The following is a 9,988-nucleotide window of genomic DNA, read 5'->3' on the forward strand; positions in this document are numbered from 1 at the left end:
CTGCAAAATATGTACGCTTTGGAAAAAATTGCTTAAAGCCGTCTGGATTTTCTCTTTTTTGTAAATTTTTCCTTCTTTCAGGCGCGTTAGAAGTTCGTCGGCGGTTAAATCGATATTCACAACCTCATCCGCCAGAGCCAGAATTTTATCGGGAACCCGTTCCGAGACTTCTATTCCGGTGATCTTTTTTACTTCTTCATTCAGACTTTCGATATGCTGAATATTCATCGCACTGATGACGTTGATTCCGTTATCCAGAATTTCCAGAACATCTTGCCATCTTTTTTTATTTTTGGAACCTTCAATGTTTGTGTGAGCCAGTTCGTCCACCAAAACAACTTCGGGATGGGTATTAATAATGGTCTGAAGATCCATTTCTTCCAGATTTTTACCTTTATAAAAAGAAGACCGTCTCGGTATTTCTGGGATTCCGTCTGTTAAAGCGACAGTTTCTTCTCTTCCGTGGGTTTCAATGTAGCCAATTTTTACGTCAATTCCGTTTCGCAAAAGAGCATGCGCTTCCTGAAGCATACGGAAGGTTTTTCCTACACCCGCGCTCATTCCGATGTAGATTTTAAATTTCCCTTTTCTGGATTTCTGGATGAGTTCTAAAAAATCTTTTGCTGAAGAAGACATGGCTTTTATTGTTTTAATTTTATTTTAAAGGATTATCATCGTTATCAAAGTCATTACAAACCTCACAGGTTTTTAAAACCTGTGAGGTTTCCGGCTTTAGACTTAATAATTTCTCTTAAAACCAGGCAGCTAAACTGGTGGTGATGAAAAAATTTCCCTGTCTTAAATTGTCATTTTTTACGAAAATGGCATCTTTAGAAGTAAATCCTCTCGCTTCCGTACGGAAAACCACATTTTTCAGGATCTGATAATCGACATTCAGAGAATATCCGAAAGTCTGAAATCCATTAGGCGTTTCCGTAGCGATGATAACCCCGTTTTTGTCGCTGAAATATTCCACACGTCCCGCAAGACTCCATTGATCATCAAACTGATATTTCATCAATACGTTTGGAGAATACCAAAGGTTGTAGCTTTCACTTCCTTTTTCTTTCTGTTCGGCTCCGAAATCAAAACCTAACGTCGTGGAAAAATGATCCGTCAACTGAAAATTTCCGTACAGATCATGGAAGTAACGCATTCTTTTATCATCCTGCGGTTTATCGTTTCCTATAAACGAACTGCTGTTCAGTGTAATCTTATCATTGGGTTTAAAAGTAATCTGATGCCCGAATGAAAGACTTTTATTTCCTTCAGCTTTTGCAATTCTCTGCCATCCGTTTAAAACAAGACCGCTCAGAAACCATTTCCCGTTATCCGAAGTGTAAGAAACTTTAGCTCCGGTTTCGAAATAGGGAGAATTTTCTGCGGCGAGACTTCTGGTAAGATTAACGTTATCTTTCCCAATTGCGCTTTCCCAGCCAATGTGTGATGGCATAATTCCTGCATCGATCCACAGATTTTTTGTTTTGGAAATTTTAATCCCGATATTCGCTTCATTTACATATTTCAGAGCGTCCTGTTCCGCAGCCAGATTATCCTGTGCATAGGTTCCCGCCATCAGAGCAAGATTGGCGCGCATCCTGTCGTTTTCATAGTTTGCTTTGATGAATCCTAAATTAAGGTTAACTTCATTGTGCCTGTTGTAGCTGTACAAAAAGTTCTGGCGGTTTCTTCCGGAAGGTTCATTGAAATCATACGTATAAAAAACTTCAGCGTAAGCAGAGATTTTCAGCTTGGCATCGGTTTTTGCAGAGTCTGTGTTTTGTGCCTTCGGTAAGAAAAATCCTGCCAGTAAGAATGCCGCAATATATTTTTTCATAAAATTTTTACTTTATTTAAGCTGATCCAGAGCAATGTTAAGTTTCAATACATTTACTTTTGACGGACCGAAAATAGATGTTTCTGTTTGATTTTTGATAAGTTGTTCCAGTTTTTCCGAACTGATATTTCTGTTTTTTGCCACTCTTTTAACCTGATAAAAAGCGCCTTCCGGAGAAATGTCCGGATCAAGTCCGCTTCCGCTTGCCGTTACCAGTTCTACAGGTACTTTTGCGTTCTGCATTTCGGGATTCATCATTTTTAAAGTGTCAATTCTTTTCTGTACGGTCTGAAGATATTCTTCGTTGCTCGGTCCTTTATTACTTCCCGCACTTCCTGCCGCATTGTAATCTACCGCAGAAGGACGACCGTGAAAATACTTCGGAGACGTAAAATTCTGTCCGATATTGGCGTAAAATTTCTGTCCTTTAAAATTAATAATTTCTGCATTTCCCTGAGTCGGTAAAACTTTAGAACCTGCGTAAACAATTCCTAAATATATTCCGACAATTACAAGCATCACCAATGTAAGTCTGGATGCTGATAAAATATGATTTTTCATTTGAATTAAATTTTTGAGTTGAGTGGATAGAAGATGGAAGAAGGATGACGGAAGTTAAAATTTTACGTTCCATTTCCAGCTTCCAGCTTTAAACTTCCAGCCTAATAAAAAAGACTTATAACTAAATCGATGAGCTTTATTCCGAAAAACGGGGCAATAATTCCGCCCAGTCCGTAGATTAAGAGATTTCTTCTCAATAATGCGCTGGCTCCGATTGGTTTATAAGCGACTCCTTTCAAAGCTAAAGGAATCAGGATCGGGATGATGATGGCGTTAAAAATAATCGCAGATAAAATCGCAGATTCAGGGCTGTGAAGATTCATAATATTCAGCTTCTGAAGCGCCGGAATAAACGTAATGAACAATGCCGGAATAATCGCAAAATACTTGGCAACATCATTCGCAATACTGAACGTCGTTAACGTTCCGCGTGTCATCAGTAACTGTTTCCCTATTTCCACAATTTCAATAAGTTTCGTAGGATCATTATCTAAATCTACCATGTTTCCTGCTTCTTTGGCTGCCTGTGTTCCGCTGTTCATTGCTACACCCACATCGGCTTGTGCAAGTGCGGGAGCATCGTTGGTTCCGTCTCCCATCATAGCAACCAATTTTCCTTCCTGCTGTTCTTTTTTAATGTAGTTCATCTTATCTTCCGGTTTTGCTTCGGCAATAAAATCGTCTACTCCGGCTTTTTCAGCGATAAATTTTGCTGTTAAAGGATTGTCTCCGGTTACCATTACCGTTTTCACACCCATTTTTCTTAACCTCTGAAAACGCTCCTGAATTCCAGTCTTGATGATGTCCTGAAGCTCGATAACGCCCCATACTTTTTCATTAACAGAAACCACCAAAGGAGTTCCTCCGTTTTCGGAAATTCTGGTAACGGCTTCCTGTGTTTCGGAAGGAAAAATATTTCCTGCTTTTTCTGTCAGTTTTTTAATCGTATCATACGCTCCTTTTCGGATTCTTGTGTTTTCAAAATCTATTCCTGAAGTTCGGGTTTCAGCCGTAAAATCAATATAAACCGGATTGGGAACAAGCAGTTCTTCAGATTTTAACTGGCTTAATTCGATGATCGATTTTCCTTCGGGTGTTTCATCCGCAACGGAACTTAGTGCCGAAGCTTTAATGAATTCATCAAGCTGAATTCCATTTGAAGGATGAAATTGGGTTGCTTTACGGTTTCCGATGGTAATGGTTCCTGTTTTATCCAGAAGCAGTACATCAATATCTCCCGCAGTTTCAACGGCTTTACCACTTTTTGTGATCACGTTGGCTCTCAAAGCTCTGTCCATTCCCGCGATTCCGATTGCAGAAAGCAGACCGCCAATCGTTGTGGGAATCAAACAAACGAAAAGTGAGATAAATGCCGCAATGGTAATCGGTGTCTGCGCGTAGTCTGCAAAAGGTTTCAGGGTAACGGTTACGATAATAAAGGTAAGCGTAAAACCTGCTAAAAGTATGGTTAATGCGATTTCGTTGGGTGTTTTCTGTCGGGAAGCACCTTCCACAAGAGCAATCATTTTATCTAAGAAAGATTCTCCGGGTTTGGTGGTTACTTTTACTTTTATTCTGTCGGAAAGGACTTTTGTACCGCCTGTTACGGAACTTTTGTCTCCTCCTGCTTCACGGATAACAGGTGCGCTTTCTCCGGTGATCGCAGATTCGTCGATGGTTGCAAGACCTTCGATAATTTCTCCGTCCATCGGGATCTGGTCTCCGGCTTCGCAAAGGAAAATATCGCCCAGTTTCATTTCGGCAGATTTTTTCATCACGGTTTCTACCTGAAATCCCTGTTTGTTGCTTACGACAACTTTTGCAGGAGTTTCCTCACGGGTTTTTCGTAAAGTATCCGCTTGCGCTTTTCCTCTCGCTTCGGCAATGGCTTCGGCAAAATTGGCGAATAAAACTGTAAAAAATAAGATAACGAATACTAAAAAATTATAGCTGAAACTGCCTTGAGACTTGTCTCCGGTAAGGCTGAAAAGGCTTACAATAAGCATGACAACCGTTCCGATCTCTACGAGAAACATGACAGGATTTTTAAACATGATTTTCGGATTCAGTTTTACGAAAGACTGTTTGATGGCTTCGTTTACCAAATCTTTTTGAAACAATGTCTGAGATTGATTTTTCATTTTGTTTTGAAAGTGTTATATCATTGGAAACCAAAATCAACCATTAAAGCAAATTAATATTAAAGAATGAAAATGGATAATATTAGTTGGGTATGGATGAAAATTGAGACTAGTTTTCTTTATATAATCTGCTTAATGGTTTGAATTGATTTTTGAATTAAATTTTTCTTGTTTAAACCATTAAGATTTATTTAAGAAGCGAAGTTTAATCAAGAAATTCAAAGAATATTTTAAACTTAATGATTTGACAAGCTTAATTTTCTTAACGTCTTAAGTAAGTCTTAATGGTTCAATTATTTAATCTTATTTAGAAAAATACTGAAGCTGTTCTGCAATCGGTCCTAAAGTAAGGGCAGGGAAGAAGGACAGCGCAGCGATCAGAAGAATAACGGCTAATGTCATAAATCCGAAAGTGGCAGTATCTGTTTTCAGCGTTCCCGAGCTTTCCGGAATATATTTTTTCTGTGCCAGTAATCCTGCAATGGCTACCGGGCCGATAATCGGGATAAATCTTGATAACAAAAGCACAATTCCTGTGGAGATGTTCCACCATGGTGTGTTGTCTCCCAAACCTTCAAAACCAGAACCGTTGTTTGCAGATGATGAGGTAAATTCATACAGCATTTCACTGAAGCCGTGGAAACCTGGATTATTCAGCGTTTTTGCTCCGAATTCAGGGAGATAAGCCGTTAAAGCTGTTCCTACCAAGATCAGAAAAGGATGGAATAAAGCTACAATCATCGCGATCTTCATTTCTTTAGCTTCAATTTTTTTGCCTAAAAATTCAGGTGTTCTTCCCACCATTAATCCGCTGATGAATACCGCAAGAATAATGAAAATGAAATAGTTGAGAATTCCGACTCCGCATCCTCCGTAGAAACAGTTGATCATCATGGCAAGAAGTTCATTCATCCCCGAAAGCGGCATCGTACTGTCATGCATCGCGTTTACAGACCCTGTTGAAATAACGGTTGTAGCAATGCTCCAGTAGGCTGAAGCAGCACTTCCGAAACGGATTTCTTTGCCTTCCATCGCTCCAAGATGAGAATCTGTTCCCATTTGCGTAATCAAAGGATTTCCGTTGGTTTCGTTAATAACATTTGGAATGGTTAAAGCCAGAAAACCAATCGTCATGACAGCAAAAATCGTCCAGGAAAGTTTTCTTTTCTTCAGATAAAATCCTAAAGCAAAAACCAGTGCAAAAGGAATAATCATCTGAACAATCATTTCCGTCATATTGGTCATATAATTCGGGTTTTCTAACGGATGCGCCGAGTTAGCTCCGAAAAATCCTCCTCCGTTTGTTCCCAGATGTTTGATGGCAACAAAAGCCGAAACCGGACCTCGCGAAACATCCATTTTGGCTCCTTCCAGAGTGGTCACATGGTCTTTTCCTTCAAAAGTCATCGGACTTCCGTTGGATGAAAGGATGAAAGCAACCACAATACTTAAAGGCAATAAAATACGGATCACAGATTTGGTGAAGAAATCGTAAAAATTCCCCAGTTCTGTTGTCGTTTTATCTCTGAAAGCTTTGAATAGAACTGCCATTGCAGCCATTCCTGTCGCAGCAGAGACAAACTGTAAGAACATTAAATACAACTGACTGAAATAACTAACTCCCGTTTCCCCGGAATAGTGCTGCAAATTACAGTTGACTAAAAAAGAGATAGCGGTATTGAAGGCTAAATCCGGCGACATATCCGGATTTCCGTCCGGATTCAAAGGAAGCCAGGATTGATTCAGCAAGATAAAAAAGGCAAGAATAAACCATACAAAATTGATGGTTAACATCGCAGACATATTCTGTTTCCAGGTCATTTGACGGTTCGGATTGATGCCTGAGATTTTATAGATCAGATTTTCAGCGGGCTGAAAAATTTTGTCTAAAAAGGTTTTTTTGTAGCCGTATACATTAGCAATATATTTTCCGAGAAAAATACCAATCACTAAGGTAATCGTGAACATGGCAATAATGCCTAAAATTTCTGTGTTCATTATTTTTGGTTAAAATTTTTCAGGTTTTATTAATACATAGCAGATGTACACAAACGCAATAACGGATAGGAAAAATAAACTCCACATAATTTTTATATTTTATCAAAAAATTCAACGGATTTGTAAGAAACCCAGAATAATAAGGCGCTGAGAAGAATTAAAACTACCAACATCATACGGCAACAATTAAGGTTAATAAAGTAAATACTACGTAAGATACCATCAGCAGACTCAGTTTTGACTGCTCCCGTTCTCTGAACGTTTTTCTTGAAATTGTCATTTTATAAATATTTTATTCAGACTGACAATGCCAAAAGAAGTTCCATTGTTGTTTAGATTAATTTAATTAATTGAAAATGAATGTTTTGGTTAAATTTCATCATATGCCAAAAAATAGAAAAGCCTATCAAAATGATAGGCTCGTTATTAAAATGATAGGTTTTATTTTTTTAACCAATAAGTTCTTTCTTAAAAAAAACAGACTAAAATTATGTTCTGTATATTTTTGAAGGCATTTTTTAGCTTAAAGCGAAGCTTCTCTTATATAATCTTAACTTCTAAACTGAAAACTTAATGGTTTAATTCTTAATGTATTTAAAATTAGTTATAATTAAATGATAATCAATTATTTATTGTTTTAAATAAAATGCTCCAGTATCTACAGCGTGGATTTTAATTAACATTTATCTCAAATGATATTCTTCCAGTTTGCGGTATAAGGTAGCAATCCCGATTTCCAGTAATCTCGCTGCTTCTGCCTTGTTTCCTTTGGTGTATTGAAGCACTTTCTGAATGTGCTCCTTTTCCAGAGATTTCATGCTGAAAGAATCGTTTTCAGAAGAAACCTTTTCAGAGTAACGCGGAAGACTTTCTGCATCAAGGATATGGTCGTTCATTAGAATTAAGCTCCTTTCGACGGTATTTCTCAATTCCCGTATGTTTCCTTTCCAGTCGTTTTTTTCCAATGTTTTATAATATTCCGGAGAGATTTCAATATTGGAGATATGAAGTTTTTGAGAAAAAACATTTACGAAATTTTTAGCCAGAGCTTTCAGATCCTCTTTTCTCTCGCGAAGTGACGGAAGCCTGATTTCAAAGATATTCAGTCGGAAATAAAGATCTTCACGGAAGTTTCCCTGCTTTATTTCTTCTTCGAGATCACGGTTTGTAGCGGCAATCAGTCGAAAATCAGATCTGGAAACCTTCGTTTCTCCCATTTTGATAAACTCTTTGGTTTCCAGTACACGAAGCAGTTTTGCCTGAAGCTCAATCGGCATTTCTCCGATTTCATCCAGAAATAGGGTTCCGCCATTGGCTTCTTCCACCAGTCCTTTTTTATCTTTTACTGCTCCTGTAAAAGCTCCGGTTTTATGCCCGAAAAGTTCGCTTTCCAGAATTTCTTTGCTGAAAGCGGAACAGTTGATGGCTACAAAATTATTTTTCTTTCTGTCGCTGCCTTCATGAATGGCATTCGCAAAAACTTCCTTTCCGGTTCCGGTTTCGCCCGTCAGAAGAACGGTTGCATCCGTTAACGCTACTTTTTCTGCCAGTTTCTTTGCCTGATTAATGGAAGGCGAATTTCCGATAATTGTTTCAAAACCTTTTGAAGAAGAACTTTTCTGGATGATTTTCGACCTGTTATCTTTTGCTTTTTCTAAAGATTTATAAACCAGCGGAATGATCTTATCATTATCATCACCTTTCACCAGATAATCGTAGGCTCCGTTCTTCATTGCCTGAACTGCATCCGTAATATTTCCAAAAGCCGTCATCAGAATAATTTCCAGATGAGGATATTTGGTTTTGATGGATTTTACTAAATCTACTCCGAAAGCATCGGGAAGCCTTACGTCACTCAGCACGACATCAAATTCATACTGTTCGAGCATCGTCATCGCAGAACGTGCAGTGGAAGCTTCTTTTACGTTAAAATTTTCTTGGGAAAGGATCATTCCTAATAGTTTCAGGAGCTTGATCTCGTCATCGATGATGAGGATGTTTCCTTGCATGGTGTTGTAATTTGGAAAACTGATGCAAACTTAAATATAAAATGCGAATCTTAATCATAGATTTTAATATTTATAAAATGGAAGGATTCTTTTTTGATTGCTTACATTTGTATTCATTCTATTTTTAAGGGTGAAAAATGAAGTTTATGATTGATAAAAAATTCAGGGAAGAAATTCATACAGATAAAAATAACTACGAATATATCACGGTTTCCAATGACGAAAATGGAGTGAGAATTTACACTTTAAAAAATGGTTTAAAGGTTTTTCTTGCCCAAAATTCTGATGCTCCAAGAATCCAGACTTATATTCCTGTGAGAACAGGAAGCAATAACGACCCTTCTGATAATACAGGTTTAGCACATTATCTGGAACACATGATGTTTAAAGGAACCTCTAAATTAGGAACTCAAAACTGGGAAAAGGAAAGTGAATTATTAGATCAGATTTCAGATTTATACGAACAGCATAAAGCTGAAAATGATCCTGAAAAAAAGAAAGAAATTTACCGCAAAATAGATGAAGTTTCTCAGGAAGCCAGTCGGTATGCCATTGCGAATGAATATGATAAGGCAATTTCTTCTTTAGGTGCAAGCGGAACCAACGCACATACATGGTTCGATGAAACGGTTTACAAAAATAACGTTCCGAACAATGAGCTTGAAAAATGGCTGAAAATCGAGAAAGAACGTTTTTCTGAACTGGCCTTAAGGCTTTTTCATACCGAACTGGAATCTGTTTATGAAGAATTCAACAGAGCACAGGACAACGATTCGCGTCTGGTGAATTATGAGCTGATGGATGCTCTTTTTCCTACGCATCCCAACGGACAGCAAACCACTTTAGGAAAGGCAGAACATCTGAAAAATCCTTCCATGAAGGCGATTCATAAATATTTTGATGAATATTATGTTCCGAACAATTATGCTATGGTTTTGGTGGGAGATCTTGATTTTGAAAATACGATTCAACTTGTTGATCAATATTTTGGAACCATTCCCTACAGAGAGCTTCCGAAAAAAACGCCCATTATCGAAAAACCGATTACGGAAATTATAAAACGAACAGTAAAAAGTCCCACAACGCCGAGAGTACAGTTGGCTTGGAGAACAGAAAGTTACGGCACAAAAGAAGCAATGTTGGCGGATGTAGTGGTAAATATTCTGAGCAACAGGGGAGAAGCAGGATTGCTGGATCTGAATATCAATCAGACTCAAAAATTACTGTGGGGACAGGCGTATTCAGTAGGTCTGAAACAGTACGGGTATTTTTCCATCGTTGCCGTTCCGAAAGAATCACAGACTTTGGATGAAGCCAGAGATTTGGTTCTGGAGCAGATTGAACTGGTTAAAAAAGGAGAATTTCCTGACTGGATGCTTCCTGCGATTATCAACGATTTTAAAATTCAGAGGATGAAAGCACTGGAAACCGCAGACGGATTG

7 protein-coding genes are annotated in these 9,988 nt (G+C 38.1%); 1 reads left to right on the forward strand and 6 read right to left on the reverse strand.

The window, feature by feature from the left end:
• From WFK35_RS16245 to WFK35_RS16270, 6 genes are all read right to left on the reverse strand, one after another.
• Window positions 1–636 (reverse strand): histidine kinase (locus WFK35_RS16245; protein WP_442892065.1); only part of this gene is annotated, 636 nt, incomplete at its 3' end.
• Between the two features lie 115 nt (window positions 637–751).
• Window positions 752–1,837 (reverse strand): porin, encoded by a 1,086-nt coding sequence (locus tag WFK35_RS16250; RefSeq protein WP_336733461.1) that lies wholly within the window; start codon window positions 1,835–1,837, stop codon window positions 752–754.
• Between the two features lie 12 nt (window positions 1,838–1,849).
• The gene (kdpC, locus tag WFK35_RS16255; RefSeq protein WP_302716241.1) at window positions 1,850–2,398 is read right to left on the reverse strand and encodes a K(+)-transporting ATPase subunit C; all 549 of its coding nucleotides are present in this window, start codon (window positions 2,396–2,398) and stop codon (window positions 1,850–1,852) included.
• Between the two features lie 101 nt (window positions 2,399–2,499).
• Entirely contained in the window at window positions 2,500–4,539 is a 2,040-nt protein-coding gene (kdpB, locus tag WFK35_RS16260; protein WP_235131498.1) for a potassium-transporting ATPase subunit KdpB, read from the reverse strand.
• 303 nt (window positions 4,540–4,842) lie between these two features.
• On the reverse strand, window positions 4,843–6,537 hold the full coding sequence (kdpA, locus tag WFK35_RS16265) for a potassium-transporting ATPase subunit KdpA (RefSeq protein WP_336733462.1): 1,695 nt from the start codon (window positions 6,535–6,537) through the stop codon (window positions 4,843–4,845).
• Between the two features lie 683 nt (window positions 6,538–7,220).
• Window positions 7,221–8,546, reverse strand: coding sequence for a sigma-54-dependent transcriptional regulator (locus WFK35_RS16270; RefSeq protein ID WP_336733463.1), 1,326 nt, complete (start codon window positions 8,544–8,546; stop codon window positions 7,221–7,223).
• Between the two features lie 146 nt (window positions 8,547–8,692).
• Here WFK35_RS16270 and WFK35_RS16275 point away from each other — a divergent pair.
• Window positions 8,693–9,988, forward strand: a 1,296-nt coding sequence (locus tag WFK35_RS16275) for a M16 family metallopeptidase (RefSeq protein ID WP_336733464.1), incomplete at its 3' end; no start/stop codon positions are given.

Source organism: Chryseobacterium sp. VD8 (assembly GCF_037149975.1).
Lineage (GTDB): Bacteria > Bacteroidota > Bacteroidia > Flavobacteriales > Weeksellaceae > Chryseobacterium > Chryseobacterium indicum.